This window comes from Streptomyces sp. NPDC004126 (assembly GCF_050275515.1).
Lineage (GTDB): Bacteria > Actinomycetota > Actinomycetes > Streptomycetales > Streptomycetaceae > Streptomyces.
In genome coordinates, this window is record NZ_JBNNPF010000033.1 from 1 (window position 1) to 15046 (window position 15046).

The following is a 15046-nucleotide window of genomic DNA, read 5'->3' on the forward strand; positions in this document are numbered from 1 at the left end:
TTACCCCCCCCCCCCCCACCTACCTCACCAAAATCACGCTTACCCTCTTCCCCTACCTCCCGACCACGCGCCCCCCGGGCGGGGGGGGGGGGGGGGGGCGGGGGGGGGGGCCCCCCCCCCCCCCGGGGAGGGGGCCTTCGAGCCGGTCGCCCCGTTCGCGCTGCTGTCGGATGCCGAGCGGGCCGCGCTGCCCGCCGACGCCGTGGACGCCTATCCGGTGTCGCTCACCCAGGCCGGGATGTTCGTCGAGCTGTTCCGGGACCCGGAGGTCAACCGGTACCACAACGTCACCTCCTTCCGGATCCGCGACGACCGGCCCTTCGACCCCGCGGCCTTCGGCGCCGCCGCCGACCTGGTCGTCGCCCGGCACGAGGTGATGCGGACCTCGTTCGTGCTCGGCCTGCCCGAGCGGCCGCTGCAGATCGTGCACGCCCGCGGGACGATGCCGTACGTCCACGACGACCTGCGGCGGCTGCCGCGGGAGGAGCGGTGGGCGGCGCTGATGGAGTTCGCCCGGGCCGACCGGGCGCGGCTCCTCGAACCCGCGCGGGCACCGCTGATGCGGATGGCGACGCACGTGCTGGACGACGGGGGCTGGTGGCTGTCCATCACCGAGTGCCATCCGGTCATCGAGGGGTGGAGCTACCACTCACAGCTGATGGAGATGCTGGGCGCCTACCGGCGGCTGCGCGACGGTCTGGAGCCCGAGCCGGCCCCGGCCGCGCCGGCGGTCCGCTACGCCGACTTCATCGCGGCCGAACGGCGCTCCCTCACGGGGACGGAGGACCGGGCCTACTGGCACGGGCTGCTCGACGCGCACGAGAAGTTCGAGGTACCGGCCGGGTGGGCGGGAGGCCCGGACGAGCCGGCCGAGCGGTACCGCATCGACCTGCCGCTGCACGGCCTGCGGGCGGGGCTGCAGGCACTCGCCTCGGAGACCGGCGTGCCGTACAAGAGCGTGCTGCACGCCGCGCACGCGAAGGTGCTGGGCCTGCTGACCCGGCAGGACTCCTTCCGCGGGGGCATGGTCGCGGACGCCCGGCCCGAGGTCAGCGGGGCGGACCGGGTGTCCGGCATGTACCTCAACTCGGTGCCGTTCCCGTACCGGCGGGGCGCCCGGACCTGGGGCGAGCTGGCCCGGCGCACCTTCGCCGCCGAGATCGAGCTCTGGCCGCACCGCCGGTTCCCGATGCCTGCCATGCGCCGTCCCGGCGACCCGCACCTGGTCGACGTGCTCTTCCACTACCTGGACTTCCACCAGGTGGACACCGATCTCGTCGACACGGCGGCCACGGTCGACGACAGCCCGAACGAGTTCCCGGTGGTGGTCGGCACGCCGCTGCGCGACCACCTCACCATCGCCTCGGACACCCGGACCCTGCGCCGCGACCGGGCCGACCGGCTCGCCCGGCTCTACCTCGCGGTCCTCTCCGACATGGCGGCCGGGGGCGCGGACGGTGACGCCCGGCGGGGATATCCGCAGGCCACGGAGCCGCTTCCGGCGCCGGCCGGGTCCGAGGTGGCGGGCGCCGCCCCGGAGTTCGGGCACACCCTCGCCGCGTTCGAGGCGCAGGCGGCCCGTACCCCGGGGGCGACGGCCGTCGTCACCACCGGCGCCCGTCTGACCTATGCCGAACTCGACGCGCGGGCCGGGCTGCTGGCCGGCCGGCTGCGCGCGCTGGGCGTCGGGCCGGAGGACCGCGTCGGGGTGCTCCTGGACCGGGGTGCGGACCTGGTGGTGGCGCTGCTCGCCGTCTGGAAGGCCGGGGCGGCCTACGTGCCGGCCGACCCCTGCACTCCGGACGCCCGGCTGCGGTCCCTGTTCGCCGGGGCCGGCTGCCGGCTGGTCGTGACCGAGCCCGCGCACGCCGCCCGCACCGCCCCGTGCACCCCGGTGCTCGCGGCCGGGGGCGCGGGGGACGCCGGGCCGGCCGGGGAGGGCGCCGCGCGGCCCGTTCCGTCGCGGCTCCCCGATCCGGGCGCCCTGGCGTACGTACTGCACACCTCCGGCTCCACCGGGGAGCCCAAGGGCGTCGCGGTCGACCACCGGGCCCTGGCCCACTACCTGCGCTGGGCCGTCGCCGCGTACGCGGGACCGGGTACGGGGCCGGGCGCGCCCTTCTTCACCTCCGTCGGCGCCGACCTCGGCGTCCCGGCCCTGTTCGTCCCCCTGCTGACGGGCCGGACCGTGTACGTGCTGCCGCAGCGGTTCGAGCCGGACGAGTTCCCGAAGCTGCTCGCGCAGTGGGCCCCGTACGCCTTCGCCGGCATGACGCCCGGCCACCTCGCGCTCCTGGAGGCCGGTCTGGACGACGCCCGGCTGGGCTCCCTCGCCGGGCTGCTGGTCTGCGCGGGCGACGCCTACCCGGCCCGGCAGGCCGAGCGGGTCGCGGCCCGCGTCGCGGCGGGCGGCGGGGCGATGCGGCTGGCCGCGGAGTACGGGCCGACCGAGGCGACCGTGGCCGCGGCCGCGCACCGCCCGGCCGGACCCGTCGGCCGGAGCCTGGTGCCGCTGGGCCGCGCCCTGCCGGGGACGACCCTGCGGCTGCTGGACGGGGACATGAACGCGGTGCCCGACGGCATCGTCGGCGAGGTGCACATCGGGGGCCCGGGCCTGGCCCGGGGGTACGAGGGCCGGCCGGGCGCGACGGCCGGGCGCTTCGTGCCCGACCCGTACGGACCGCCCGGCAGCCGGCTGTACCGCACCGGTGACCTGGCCCGGCTGCTGCCCGGCGGGCAGCTGGAGTTCGCCGGGCGTGCCGACCGGCAGCTCAAGCTCGGCGGCCACCGCGTGGAGCCCGCGGAGGTGGAGGCCGTCCTGGGCGCCGACCCGGGGGTGCGCGAGGTCCTCGTGGACGCCGTGCCCGGGCCCGCGGGCGGGCGGCGGCTGACGGCCTGGGTGGTGCCGGCCGAGGAGGCCGAACCGGTGGCGGCGGAGCTGCGCGCCCGGGTGGAGGCGGCACTGCCCGCCCCGTTCGTGCCGTCCTCCTACCGGATCGTGGACGCCCTGCCGCTGACGGCGAACGGCAAGTACGACCGGGCCGCCGCCGCGGCGGCCGGGACCCTGCGCGAGACGACCGTCGTACGGGCCCCGTACGCGGCGCCCGCCACCGCCACCGAGCGGCTGCTGGCCCGGGCGTGGGAGCGGGTGCTCGGGCTCGACCGGGTCGGCGTCCACGACCGCTTCCGCGACCTCGGCGGCGACTCGCTCGCCCTGATCCGGGTGCTGGCCGTCGCCGGGACGGCCGGACTCGTCGTCGATCCGGGCACCGCGCTGCGCCATCCGACCATCGCCGAGCTGGCCCGTGCCCTCGGCCCCACCACGGAAGAGGACTGATGTCCATGGAACGGCGACCCGTCCGCCACCTGATCTCCCTCGACGACCTCACCGACGCCGACCTGCGCCACCTGGTCGAGCGGGGGGCCCGGTTCTCCGCCGGCGGGGCCGGGTCCGAACGGCCGCTCGACGGGGCCGTGACCGGGATCTACTTCGCGAAGACGTCCACCCGCACCCGCACCGCCTTCTCCGCGGGGGCGCTGCGGCTCGGCTCCTCCCTGGTGACCTACGGTCCGGGCGACCTCCAGATCAACACCGGGGAGACCAGCGAGGACACCGGCCGGGTGCTCTCCCGGATGCTGGACGTGCTGGTCGCCCGGACGGCCGGGGACCCGGCGGAGATGCGCGCCTGGGCCGCGCAGTCGCGCATGGCCGTCGTCAACGCCATGAGCGCCGAAGAGCACCCCACGCAGGCGCTGACCGACCTGACGACGATGCTGCGGCACTTCGGGCGGGTGGAGGGCCTGCGGGTGCTCTACCTCGGCGAGGGCAACAACACGGCGGCGGCGCTGGCGCTGGCGCTGACCCGTTACCCGGGCGTGGAGTTCGAGCTGCGCACTCCCCCGGGGTACGGGCTGGCCGCCCCGATCGCGCGGAAGGCCGCCCGGCAGGCCGGGGCGGCGGGCGCGCGCTTCCGTGAGCTGCACACCATGGAGGACCCGGCCGCGGACTTCGACGTCGTGTACACCGCGCGCTGGCAGACGACCGGCACGACGAAGGCGGACCCGGACTGGCGCCGGGTGTTCGCGCCCTTCCAGGTGCGGGAGGAGCTGTGGGAGACCAGCCCGAAGGCGGTGTTCATGCACGACCTGCCGGCGCACCGGGGGGACGAGGTGACGGCGCAGGTCCTCGACGGGCCGCGGAGCATCGCCTTCGACCAGGCCGAGAACAAGATGCACAGTGCGATGGCGGTGCTGGAGTGGTGCCGCGGGGCGGGACCGGCGGACGGGGGCCCGGCCTGATCCGAGGAACGGCCCGGGACCCGGGGGTCACCCCCGGGTCCCGCCGTCCCCGGTCCGGTCCCGGGCCGACCCGCGGCTCAGTCCAGCACGCTCCCGCCGTCCCTGCGGTCGGCGCGGGAGCGGCGGTGGTCCACGACGGCGTAGACGCGGTGCAGCCAGCGGTCCGTGCCGTCGTAGCGGGGCGTGAAGGCCGTACGGCCGTGCACGGCCAGGCGGTTGTCGACGACGGCCAGGTCGCCGGCGGTCAGGGCGAAGCCGCGCGCGGTCGCCTCGAAGGCGGTGCGCAGCTCCTCCAGGGCGCGCTCGGCGGTGTCGTCGAGGGGGTGGGTGCTGTTGAAGTCGACCACCACGTCGTGGTCTTCGGACGCGCCGCGCAGGACCGGGTACGGGGACGGCGGCAGGTCCTGCGGACCGCCGAAGGACGGCGGCGCCTCGGTGACGAAGCGCTCCTGGGACAGCACCTCCAGCGCCTCCCGCGACAGCAGCGGCAGGGCGCGGCGGACGGAGGCGGTGCGCAGCCGGGCGTCGCCGGTCGGGTCGGTGCGCACGCAGAGCAGGCCCACGTAGTCGGGGCGGCTGCGGTGGAAGGCGTTCTCGGTGTGCATCTGGAGGAGGACCGAGCCGGCGTTGCTCTGCTGGCGTTCCCGGCCGGGCACCGGTACGACGTCCTGGACGAGGGCGCCGGACTTCTCGTTGCGGTAGGCGACGATCTCCCCGAGCTGGAGCATGACCATGGCCATCGCGCCGGTGGCGGTGGTCGCGGTGCGCTGTACGGAGCCGGGCAGGGTGGGTGTGGCGGGCAGCCGGTCGGGGACCGGGAGGTTGCGCACGAGGAGCACCGCGTCGGGTCCGGCGTCGTGCCGGAACTCGCGTACGGCGGCCTGGAGCCGCCGGGGGAGCCGGGCGGAGGCGGCTCGGGCGGCGGCGAGCCATTCCCTGCCGTCCACCACTCCGGAGGCGGCCAGGGCGAGTTCTCCGGCCGCGCGCGCGATTTCCTCGCGTTCGCCGTCGGTGATCACCACCGCCGATTCGGCCGGGGCGGGCAGATAACGTATGTCAGTCATTTTCGCTTGCCTTCTCACTGAAGCCGCGTGCGCGGACCTCCAGCGGCCGGCGCGGACTCCTTCGGGATTCGGTCCCGGTCCCGCGATTTCTGCGGATCTCCCCTTGCGGACCGCACGCACGGACGGGGGACCCAGCGAGGATATGCATCAAGGACGCCGGCATGACAGGACGTCCGGCGATTTCATGTACAGGCGGAGCCGGTCCCGGGGAATGCCCGGGGCCGGCTCCTTTTTTGTCCCGCCAGCGAGACACCGGACAACGCCCGCGCTTCCGGCGCGGACTGTTTTTGGGGCAGACTCACCGGGACCTGCTTCGGACGGTGTGCAGAGGCACGCTCCGAAGCTTCTGCATTCCCGTCGTGGCCGGCCGCCGGGTCGGACTTCCAGGAGCGACTATGTCGAGCAACTTCCAATGCCGTATCTGTGCCGCTCCGGTACAGAGTTTCTTCGACTTCGGGCGCCAGCCCCTGTCGGACGCGTTCCTCCCCGTGGACGCGGACCTCGACCAGGAGTTCTTCTTCCGGCTCGACGTCGGCATCTGCGAGTCCTGCACCATGGTGCAGCTGACGGAGGAGGTCCCCCGGGACCGGATGTTCCACGAGGCCTACCCGTACTACTCCTCGGGCTCCTCCTACATGCGGACCCACTTCGAGGACCTCGCCAAGCGCCTGCTGTCCACCGAGCTGACGGCCGAGGACCCGTTCGTCGTCGAGCTGGGCTGCAACGACGGCGTGATGCTCAAGGTGATCGCGGACGCCGGCGTCCGCCACCTGGGCGTGGAGCCGTCGGGCGGCGTCGCGGACGTGGCCGCGGGCAAGGGCGTCCGCGTCCGCAAGTCCTTCTTCGAGGAGTCCGCCGCTCAGGAGATCCTCGCCGAGGACGGCCAGGCGGACGTCATCTATGCCGCGAACACCCTGTGCCACATCCCGTACTCGGTCCTGCCGGGCGTGCGCGCGCTGCTCAAGCCCACCGGCGTCTTCGTCTTCGAGGACCCGTACCTCGGCGACATCGTCGAGCGGACCTCCTTCGACCAGATCTACGACGAGCACTTCTACTTCTTCACCGCGCGGTCGGTGCAGGAGATGGCCCGGCGCAGCGACCTGGAGCTGGTGGACGTCGAGCGCCTCTCGGTGCACGGCGGCGAGGTGCGCTACTTCCTGGCACCGGCCGGCCGGCGCACGCCGTCCGAGGCCGTGGCCGCGCTCATCGCCGAGGAGGAGCAGCGCCGGCTGTCCGACCCGGCGACGCTGCGCGCGTTCGGCGAGAAGGTCCTGAAGATCCGCGAGGACCTGCGCGCGCTGCTGGAGAAGCTGCGCGACGAGGGCAAGTCGGTCGTCGGCTACGGCGCGACCGCCAAGAGCGCCACGGTGACCAACCTCTGCGGCATCGGGCCCGACCTGGTCCCGTTCGTCGTCGACACCACCCCGGCCAAGCAGGGGCGGCTCAGTCCGGGGACGCACATTCCGGTGAAGCCGCCGACCGCCTTCTCCGAGTCCTATCCGGACTACGCGCTCCTCTTCGCGTGGAACCACGCCGAAGAGATCATGGCGAAGGAGCAGGAATTCCGGGACGCCGGCGGCAAGTGGATCCTCTATGTGCCCGACGTGCACATCGTGTGATCCGGGCTTTCCGATCGCCCTCCGACCCTGACGAAAGGGAGGATTCATGAAGGGAATTCTTCTCGCGGGCGGGAGCGGGACGCGTATGTACCCCTCGACGCTCGCGACTTCCAAACAGCTTCTGTCGGTCTACGACAAGCCCATGATCTACCACCCCCTTTCGGTGCTGATGCTGGCCGGAATCAGGGAGATCTTGGTGATCTCACAGCCGACCAGCATTCCCGCACTGCAATCCCTGCTGGGTGACGGTGCACACCTCGGACTCAGCATCACGTACGCGGAGCAGCCGGAACCGCGCGGTATCGCGGAGGCGCTCGTCATCGGTGCGGACCATATCGGCGACGAGTCGTTCGCCCTGATCCTCGGTGACAACATCTTCCACGGCGCCGGATTCCCGCGGCTGCTGCGCGAGGCCCAGGAGAATCTCGACGGGTGCACCGTGTTCGGATATCCGGTGTCGGATCCCGAGCGGTACGGCATCGCCGAGACGGATTCCGACGGGATCCTCGTGTCGCTGGAGGAGAAGCCGCTCAAGCCGCTGTCCGACAACGCGGTGACCGGACTGTACTTCTACTCCCCCGAGGCGGTGGAGATCGCCCGCGGGCTGAAGCCCTCGGCCCGCGGCGAGCTGGAGATCACGGACGTCAACCGGGCGTTCCTGAAGGACGGCCGGGCCCGCCTCATCCGGCTGGGGCGCGGGTTCACCTGGCTGGACGCGGGCACCCACGACTCGCTGCTGGCGGCCAGTCAGTACGTGCAGGTCATCGAGGCCCGGCAGGGCGTCAGGGTGGCGTGCATCGAGGAGATCGCCCTGCGCATGGGCTACATCGACGCGGAGGAGTGCCACCGCCTCGGCGTGCGGATGAAGAGCTCGCAGTACGGCCAGTACCTCATGCAGATAGCCGCGGTGGCCGCCTGACCGCGGCCCGGTTCACTGCCCCGCGTCCCGCCGGTGCGGCGGGACGCGGGCAGGACCTCAGTACAGGGGAGTTCGTGTGGAGTACCGGAAGCTGACCCCGGCGGGCCTGCTGTCCCCCGGAACGGGCGCGCCGGAGGTCGCCGAAGCCGCCTGGCAGGTGTGCTGGAACGAGGTGGCGGACGCCGCCGGCACGGTCCTCGGCGCGCTTCCGGACGCGCTGGAGTTCCACACCTCCGGGAGCACCGGCCCCAGCCGCTGCTGGCGGCGCACCCGCGAGGACGCCTGGCGGGAGGCCGGCATGCTCGCGGAGTTCGTCCGGCGGGACGCTCCGGAGGCGGTGGTCTCCTTCGCGCCGCCGGTCCACGTGTACGGCGCGCTGGCCACGCTGCTGCTGCCGGCCCGGCTGGGCGTGCCGGTCTGGTACCGGCCCGGCTACATCGGCGGGCTGCCGGAGACGGGCGTGCGCCGGGCCGTGGTCGTGGCGACGCCCTGGATCTTCTCCCTGCTGCTGCGGCACATGGACTGGGTCCGGTCCCTGGACCACGTCACCGTCCTGTACAGCAGCGCGATGCTGCCCTCCGACGCCGCGGTGTTCCTGCGCGAGGCCGGGCCCGGGCGGGCGGCGGTCGTGGAGCTGCTGGGCTCCACGGAGACCGGCGGCGTGGCCGTGCGCCGCTGGAGCGGGGGCGAGCCGCCGGCCTGGACCCTCTTCCCCGACGTCGAGTTCGCCGGGGAGACCGGGAGCGGAGACACCGGGAGCGGAGACACCGGGAGCGGGGACACCGGCAGCGGGGACACCGGCAGCGGGGACACCGGCAGCGGCGGCGACGCGGCCGGTACCGCGGTCCCGCTGGTGATCCGCAGTCCCCGCCTGGCCCACCTGCCCGGTGAGCCCGCGCCGCGGGAGTGGTCGACGGGCGACCTCGTCGAACCGGTGGACGCGCGCACCTTCCGGCTGCTGGGCCGCACCGGCCGGCTGGTCAAGATCAACGGGCAGCGGATCAACCTGGACGAGGCCGAGCACACCCTGCGGGCCCGCCTCGACTGCGCCGACCTGGCGCTCGTACCGGTCAACGACCCCATGATCGGCGAGCACGTCGACCTGTACCTGGTGCCCCGGGCCGGGGAACGCCCGGCCGGCGCCGAGCTCGCCGCGGTGCGCGCCGTCCTCGGCGCCCGCCCGCGCAAGACGCATGTGGTGCCCGCCCTCAGCCGGTCCGCGATGGGCAAGTTGCAGCACCTCACGACCTCACACTCACCGACAGGGATACCAACGTGACTCAGACCCCCATCGCGACCGACAGCGGCGACCTCGGCATGCCCGGTCTGGACGCCATCGTCGAGGCCGCCTCCTGGACCGCGAAGCTCGGCCCGCTCACCGACGCGGACGTGGCCCGGATGCACGAGAGCGGAGCCGTGGTCGACGGGTACCTCGCCGAGGGCAAGCCCGTGTACGGGCTGACGCAGGGCTTCGGTCCGCTGGTGACGCACTCGGCCAAGTCCGAGATGGAGCAGGGCAACTCGCTCATCTCGCACCTGGGCACGGCGCAGGGCCGGCCCGTCGACCCCGAAGCCTCGCGGCTGGTCTTCTGGCTGCGGCTGAACAGCATGCGCAAGGGCTTCTCCGCCGTCTCGCCCGAGTTCTGGCAGCAGCTGGCCGACCTGTGGAACGCGGGCTTCACCCCGGTGATCCCCCGCGACGGCACGGTCAGCGCGAGCGGTGACCTCCAGCCGCTGGCCCACGTCGCGCTGGCCTGTGCCGGCCACGGCGAGGCGTGGGTGCGCGACGAGCGGGGCGCCTGGACGGTGCGGCCGGCCGCCGAGGCGCTCGCCGGGCTGAACGCCCAGCCGCTGGTGTGGCCCGTCCGCGAGGCGCTCGCCTTCGTCAACGGGACCGGTGTCGGTCTGGCCGTGTCCATCCTCAACCAGCGTTCCGCGCTGCGGCTCGTGCGGGCCGTCGCGACCCTGACCGCGCGGCTGACGGTCCTCCTCGGGGGCAACTCCGAGCACTACGAGGAGGGCGTCGGCCTGGCGCGCGGCCAGGTCGGGCAGCTGGAGACGGCCCGCTGGATCCGTGCGGACCTGCCGCGGGAGCACCGGCGCGACGAGCGCCGGCCGCTCCAGGAGCCGTACAGCCTGCGCTGCGCGCCGCAGGTGCTCGGCGCCTCGCTGGACCAGCTGCGCGCGGCCGGAGAGTTCCTGCTCCGCGAGGCCAACGGCGTCACCGACAACCCGATCACCTTCGAGGGCCGGGTGCTGCACGCCGGCAACTTCCACGCCATGCCGGTGGGCTTCGCCTCGGAGCAGACCGGGCTGGCGATGCACATGGCCGCCTACCTGGCGGAGCGCCAGCTGGCCCTGGTGGTCAGCCCCACCACCAACGGCGACCTGCCCATCATGCTCACGCCCCGCGCCGGCCGCGGCGCCGGACTGGCCGGTGTGCAGATCAGCGCCACCTCCTTCATCTCCCGGATCCGGCAGCTGGTCACCCCGGCCTCGCTGACGACGCTGCCCACCAACGGCTGGAACCAGGACCACGTGCCCATGGCGCTGAACAGCGCGAACGGCGTCGGCGAGGCCCTGGAGCTGGGCTGGCTCGCCGTCGGCTCGCTCGCCCTGGGCGCCGCCCAGCTGGCGGTGATGACCGGACGTGAGGACACCACCGGGGTGTGGGCCGAACTGGCCGCGATCTCCCCGGCCCTGGAGGCCGACCGTCCGATGGCCGGCGAGGTCCGCGCGGCTGCCGCCCTGCTGCGCGACCACGCGGAGACCCTCCTGCGCGACGCCGCCTGAGGACGCCGGGGGGCGCGCCCCCGCCCCGCCCCCGCACCGGCCCCGCACCGGCCCCGTCCCCCGGCGGGGCCGGTGCGGCCGGGCGCGCCCCCACGGCAGTACCCGGCTCCGTTCCGCCGCACATCCCGCACCTGAGACTGGAGACCACCCGATGACCCGCTGGGGGATCACCCTCCCACTGACCGGCGTGCCCCTGCCGGCGCACCGCGAGCTCGTCGAGCGCCTCCCCGACCTCGGCTACACCGACGTGTGGACGGCCGAGACCTCCGGCAGCGACGCCTTCACCCCGCTGGTGCTGGCCTCGCAGTGGTCCTCGCGGCTGCGCCTGGGCACCGCCGTGGCCCCGGTGTTCACCCGGGGTCCCGCCCTGCTCGCCATGACCGCCTCCGCCCTCGCCGACTGCGCGCCCGGGCGGTTCGCCCTCGGCATCGGGGCGTCCTCGCCGGGCGTGGTGCGGGACTGGAACGGGCTGGAGCACACCCAGCCCTACGGCCGGACCCGCGACACCCTGCGGTTCCTGCGCTCGGCGTTCACGGGGCGGCAGGTCACCGCGCGGTACCCGACCTTCTCGGTGCGCGGGTTCCGGCTGGACCGGCCCCCGGCCACTCCCCCGCCGGTGCTGCTGGCCGCGCTGCGCCCCGGCATGCTGCGGCTCGCCGCCGCCGAGGCGGACGGGGCGATCACCAACTGGCTGGCACCGCACGACGTCCCGAAGGTCCGGGCCGAGGTCGGCGAGGGGACCGAGCTCGTCGCCCCGGTGTTCGTGTGCGTCACGGAGGACGCCCGCGAGGCCCGCCGGCTGGGCCGGATGATGATCAGCAGCTATCTCACCGTCCCCGCCTACCGGGCGTTCCAGGACTGGCTCGGGCGGACGGAGCCGCTCGCCGCGATGCACCGGGCCTGGGACGCCGGCGAGCGGTGGCGCGCCGTGATGGCCGTACCGGACGAGGCCGTGGACGAGCTGATCGTGCACGGCAGCGCCGAGGAGTGCCGGGCCCGGATCCGCGCGTACGCGGAGCACGGGCTGGACACCCCCGTCATCGCGCTGCTGCCTTCGGAGGGGGGCGATCCCGTCGCGCAGGTCGAGGCGCTCGCCCCCGGGCTGGACTGACGGCGTGCTCCCCCTGATCGTTCCGTCCTACGTCCAGGCGGCCGAGTCCTACGGTGACGGGCCGTCGGAGCTGCTGTTCCCCGAGGAGCTGGCGCTGGCGGCCGGGATGGGCGCCCACCGGCGCCGCGAGTTCGCGACCGTGCGGCACTGTGCCCGGCGCGCGGGCCTGCGGATCGGCGTCCCGCCCGGTCCGCTGCTCACCGGTCCGATGGGCGCGCCCCGGTGGCCGCACGGTGTCGTCGGCAGCATGACGCACTGCCACGGGTACCGGGCCGCGGCGCTGGCCCGCACCGGTGACGCGCGTGCCATCGGCATCGACGCCGAACCGCACCGGGCGCTGCCCGACGGGATGCTGGACCGGATCGCGCTGCCGGAGGAGCGCGCGCAGCAGCAGGGGCTGCGCGACCTGGACGGCGGGGTGTGCTGGGACCGGCTGCTGTTCTGCGCCAAGGAAGCCGTGTACAAGGTGTGGTCCCCGCTGACCATGGTCTGGCTGGGCTTCCACGAGGCTTCGGTGAGCATCGCGGAGGCGACCGCCGCACCGGCTCCCGGGACGACGGCCGGCCGGTTCCGCGTACGCCTCCTGAAGACCCCGCCGGACAGTGCGGCAGGCCGGGTGCCGCCGGTCCTGGACGGGCGGTGGATCGCCTCCGGGCGGCTGGTGGTCACCGCGATCGTGGTGCCGGCCGTCGTCCCCGCCCTCGCCGCCGGTGGCGTGCACGGGGACCGCCGCCGCATCTGAATCCTTCGCCGACCCTTCCCACCCTTCACCCCCATCGGCCCGTGCCGGTGCTGACGACAAGGTGCGCATCCTCCATGACGACCCGGATTCTGGTGACCGGGGGAGCCGGATTCATCGGCTCCCACTACGTCCGCACGCTGCTCGGCCCGCAGGGGCCCGGCGACGTGACGGTGACCGTCCTCGACAAGCTCACCTACGCCGGCTGTCCCGCCAACCTCGACGCCGTGCGCGCGCATCCGCGCTTCGAGTTCGTGCACGGCGACGTCTGTGACAAGAAGCTCGTGCGGGACCTCATGGCGGAGCACGACCAGGTGGTGCACTTCGCCGCGGAGTCCCACGTCGACCGTTCCATCGACGGCGGGGACGAGTTCTTCCGCACGAACGTCCTGGGCACCCACACCCTGCTGTCGGCCGCGCACCTGACGGGCGTCGAGCACTTCGTGCAGATCTCCACCGACGAGGTGTACGGCTCCATCGAGGAGGGCTCCTGGCCCGAGTCCCATCCGCTGCGGCCCAGTTCGCCGTACTCGGCGAGCAAGGCGGGCGGGGACCTGGTGGCGCTCTCGTACCACCGCACCCACGGCCTGGACGTGCGGCTCACCCGCTGCTCGAACAACTACGGGCACCACCACTTCCCCGAAAAGGTCATCCCGCTGTTCATCACACAGCTCCTCGACGGCGGCACCGTCCCGCTGTACGGGGACGGCGGCAACGTCCGGGACTGGCTGCACATCGACGACCACGTCCAGGGCATCGAGCTCGTCCGGACCCGGGGACGCGCCGGGGAGACGTACAACATCGGCGGCGGCACCGAGCTGTCGAACCGGGAGCTCACCGAGATGCTGCTGGAGGCCACCGGCAGGTCGTGGGACGAGGCCGTGGAGCACGTCACGGACCGCAAGGGGCACGACCGGCGCTACTCCGTGGACTGCACCAAGATCCGCGAGGAGCTGGGCTACGCCCCCCGCGTGCCGTTCGCCCGGGGTCTCGCCGACACCGTGCAGTGGTACCGCGACAACCGCGACTGGTGGGAGCCGTTGAAGGAACGGGCGGTCCTGTGACGGCACCCGACGCACGGCCCTGGCTGGTGACCGGAGCGGGCGGCATGCTCGCCCGGGACCTCCTCGGCCGGCTGGCGGACGCCGGGATCGGGGCCGTCGCCGCCGACCGGTCCGCGCTGGACGTCGCCGGTGCGGACTCGGTGCGCGCGGCGTTCGACGCGCACCGTCCCGCCCTGGTGATGAACTGTGCGGCCCGGACCGCGGTGGACGCCGCCGAGGAGGACGAGGCGGGGGCGTTCGCGGTCAACGGGACCGGGCCGCGCCTGCTGGCCGGGGCCTGCCGGGCCGCGGGGATCCCGCTCCTGCACGTCTCGACGGACTACGTCTTCGACGGCGCGGGCCGCGACCCGTACCCGGAGGACGCGGCGACCGCACCGCTCAACGCGTACGGGCGCTCCAAGCTGGCCGGCGAGCGGGCGGTCCTGGAACTGCTGCCGGACAGCGGCTACGTGGTACGGACCGCCTGGCTGTACGGCGCGGGCGGGAGCAGCTTCGTCCGCACGGTGATCGGGCTGGAGCGGGAGCGTCCGACGCTGGAGGTGGTCGAGGACCAGTGGGGCCAGCCGACCTGGACGGGCGACCTGGCCCGGCAGCTGGTGGAGCTGGGCCTGCGGGCGCTGGCCGGCACCGCCCCGGCGGGCGTGTACCACGGCAGCAGCGGCGGCCGGACGACGTGGTTCGGCTTCTGCCGGGAGATCTTCCGGCAGATCGGCGCCGATCCGGACCGGGTCCGTCCCACCACCGGCGACCGGTACGCGCGCCCGGCGCCCCGGCCGGCCTGGAGCGTGCTCGGCCACCGGCGCTGGCGGGCGGCGGGCATGGCGCCGATCCGGCACTGGCGGACGGCGCTGGCCGAGGCGCTGCCCGCGATGGGCCACGGCCCGGCAGTACCCCCCGTGACGACGGGCGCGCCGGCCGAACGCGGCGCGCCCGAGAAAGCCGAGATCGCATGCGACCCCTGCGCATAGAAGGTGCCTGGATCCACGAGCCCGAGGTGTTCTCCGACGACCGCGGCAGCTTCCACGAGTGGTTCAGGGGCGACGAGTTCCGCGCGGCCACCGGGCAGGGACTTCCGCTCGCCCAGGCCAACGTGTCCGTGTCCCGGCGCGGCGCCCTGCGCGGCATCCACTTCGCGGAGGTCCCCCCGGGGCAGGCGAAGTACATCACCTGCGTTCGCGGGGCCGTCCTGGACGTGGTCGTCGACGTGCGCAGGGGTTCGCCGACGTTCGGGCAGTGGGAGATGGCCCGGCTGGACGACACCAGCCGCCGGGCGCTGTACCTCTCGGCGGGGCTGGGGCACGGATTCCTCTCGCTCACCGACGACGCGACCGTGGTCTACCTGTGTTCCGAGGGCTACGCGCCGCACCGCGAGCACGGCATCCACCCGCTGGACCCCGGCCTGGCCATCGACTGGCCCGCCGACGTGGTGCCGGTGCTG

11 protein-coding genes and 1 pseudogene are annotated in these 15046 nt (G+C 74.1%); 11 read left to right on the forward strand and 1 reads right to left on the reverse strand.

Features of this window, described 5'->3' with window-relative positions:
- Positions 1 to 217 precede the first annotated feature (217 nt).
- Complete coding sequence (locus tag ACQKM2_RS27045) at positions 218 to 3337, forward strand: non-ribosomal peptide synthetase (RefSeq protein ID WP_427714259.1); 3120 nt, start codon at positions 218 to 220, stop codon at positions 3335 to 3337.
- 5 nt (positions 3338 to 3342) lie between these two features.
- Entirely contained in the window at positions 3343 to 4299 is a 957-nt protein-coding gene (locus ACQKM2_RS27050) for an ornithine carbamoyltransferase (RefSeq protein ID WP_427714261.1), read from the forward strand.
- A 77-nt stretch (positions 4300 to 4376) separates the two neighbouring features.
- Here the strand turns inward: ACQKM2_RS27050 and ACQKM2_RS27055 are convergent, their stop codons facing one another.
- A complete protein-coding gene (locus tag ACQKM2_RS27055; protein ID WP_427714264.1) occupies positions 4377 to 5363 on the reverse strand; it encodes a TauD/TfdA family dioxygenase in 987 nt (328 codons plus the stop codon).
- Between the two features lie 395 nt (positions 5364 to 5758).
- Here ACQKM2_RS27055 and ACQKM2_RS27060 point away from each other — a divergent pair, with 395 nt between their 5' ends.
- From ACQKM2_RS27060 to ACQKM2_RS27100, 9 genes and pseudogenes are all read left to right on the forward strand, one after another.
- A complete protein-coding gene (locus ACQKM2_RS27060; RefSeq protein ID WP_427714266.1) occupies positions 5759 to 6982 on the forward strand; it encodes a methyltransferase domain-containing protein in 1224 nt (407 codons plus the stop codon).
- A gap of 46 nt (positions 6983 to 7028) precedes the next feature.
- Positions 7029 to 7901, forward strand: a complete 873-nt coding sequence (gene rfbA, locus ACQKM2_RS27065) for a glucose-1-phosphate thymidylyltransferase RfbA (protein WP_427714269.1) — start codon at positions 7029 to 7031, stop codon at positions 7899 to 7901.
- A 76-nt stretch (positions 7902 to 7977) separates the two neighbouring features.
- A complete protein-coding gene (locus tag ACQKM2_RS27070; protein ID WP_427714272.1) occupies positions 7978 to 9180 on the forward strand; it encodes an AMP-binding protein in 1203 nt (400 codons plus the stop codon).
- Complete coding sequence (locus ACQKM2_RS27075; RefSeq protein WP_427714275.1) at positions 9177 to 10694, forward strand: HAL/PAL/TAL family ammonia-lyase; 1518 nt, start codon at positions 9177 to 9179, stop codon at positions 10692 to 10694. Before ACQKM2_RS27070 ends, ACQKM2_RS27075 begins: the two co-directional genes overlap by 4 nt.
- Positions 10695 to 10845: 151 nt before the next feature.
- The gene (locus tag ACQKM2_RS27080) at positions 10846 to 11805 is read left to right on the forward strand and encodes an LLM class F420-dependent oxidoreductase (protein WP_427714276.1); all 960 of its coding nucleotides are present in this window, start codon (positions 10846 to 10848) and stop codon (positions 11803 to 11805) included.
- A 4-nt stretch (positions 11806 to 11809) separates the two neighbouring features.
- Positions 11810 to 12547: a 4'-phosphopantetheinyl transferase family protein gene (locus tag ACQKM2_RS27085; RefSeq protein ID WP_427714278.1), complete on the forward strand. Its 738-nt coding sequence runs from the start codon at positions 11810 to 11812 to the stop codon at positions 12545 to 12547.
- Positions 12548 to 12621: 74 nt separating this feature from the next.
- A complete protein-coding gene (gene rfbB, locus ACQKM2_RS27090) occupies positions 12622 to 13608 on the forward strand; it encodes a dTDP-glucose 4,6-dehydratase (RefSeq protein WP_427714280.1) in 987 nt (328 codons plus the stop codon).
- On the forward strand, positions 13605 to 14576 hold the full coding sequence (gene rfbD / locus ACQKM2_RS27095; RefSeq protein ID WP_427714282.1) for a dTDP-4-dehydrorhamnose reductase: 972 nt from the start codon (positions 13605 to 13607) through the stop codon (positions 14574 to 14576). Before rfbB ends, rfbD begins: the two co-directional genes overlap by 4 nt.
- Positions 14558 to 15025 (forward strand): annotated as a pseudogene (locus ACQKM2_RS27100) (dTDP-4-dehydrorhamnose 3,5-epimerase family protein); the annotation flags it as partial. The gene rfbD and the pseudogene ACQKM2_RS27100, both read left to right, overlap by 19 nt.
- Between the last annotated feature and the right edge of the window lie 21 nt (positions 15026 to 15046).

Coding starts and splice junctions, on each gene's coding strand:
- rfbA (WP_427714269.1), top strand. CDS start 7,029: ATGAAGGGAATTCTTCTCGCGGGCGGGAGCGGGACGCGTATGTACCCC.
- ACQKM2_RS27055 (WP_427714264.1), bottom strand. CDS start 5,363: ATGACTGACATACGTTATCTGCCCGCCCCGGCCGAATCGGCGGTGGTG.
- rfbB (WP_427714280.1), top strand. CDS start 12,622: ATGACGACCCGGATTCTGGTGACCGGGGGAGCCGGATTCATCGGCTCC.
- ACQKM2_RS27080 (WP_427714276.1), top strand. CDS start 10,846: ATGACCCGCTGGGGGATCACCCTCCCACTGACCGGCGTGCCCCTGCCG.
- ACQKM2_RS27050 (WP_427714261.1), top strand. CDS start 3,343: ATGGAACGGCGACCCGTCCGCCACCTGATCTCCCTCGACGACCTCACC.
- ACQKM2_RS27060 (WP_427714266.1), top strand. CDS start 5,759: ATGTCGAGCAACTTCCAATGCCGTATCTGTGCCGCTCCGGTACAGAGT.